The following is a 666-nucleotide window of genomic DNA, read 5'->3' on the forward strand; positions in this document are numbered from 1 at the left end:
CAACCCGCGGAGTGGGCCAGGCGGCTTTGCTTCGTGCGCGGCTTTGCCCGTCACTGCAGCGCTATCGATAGTCGCACGGAAGTTCCGCCCGTTGGCTTATTGCCGCACCGATCTACTCGAGCCAGACCCTATTTATACACGGATGAGGAAGTGCGGAGCTTGCTGGACGCGGCACTGAGATTGCCAGTAGCTTGGCCGTCGACGCCGCTGCGGCCCTGGGTGTTCCATTGCCTAATCGGCTTGCTCAGCGTCACGGGCCTGCGCATCTCCGAGGCGCTGAACCTGGAGCTGGATGATGTGGACCTCGAAAACGCCGTCCTGACGATTCGCGGTGCCAAGCTCGGCCGATCACGCCTGGTGCCTATTCATCCGACCACCTGTACCGTCCTGGCTGAATACCTCAGGCGCCGCGCGCAGTTCTTCGCTCGCCCGGTCTCGTCCTATGTGTTCGTCACGCGCCGCGGCACCCGGCTCGACATCGGTCACGTTCATCGGACGTTTTACGCGCTGTCGCGGCAAACGGGCCTGCGCACCGAAGGCGCAAGCAAGGGACCGCGGTTGCACGACTTCCGGCATTATTCCGAGTCCCGGATTATTCCGCATACGGATCTCCGGGGCCTGCAATCCCCGGAGAATACGCGGCATGGGGGCGGCGCCAATACGGAA

General features: G+C 63.2%; 1 protein-coding gene. It reads left to right on the forward strand.

Features of this window, described 5'->3' with window-relative positions; all coding sequences use genetic code 11:
* Positions 1 to 150 precede the first annotated feature (150 nt).
* A partial coding sequence (locus ACYP5B_RS43585; protein WP_459573766.1) for a tyrosine-type recombinase/integrase occupies positions 151 to 666 on the forward strand: 516 nt, incomplete at its 3' end.

It is taken from the genome of Cupriavidus sp. 8B (assembly GCF_054589115.1).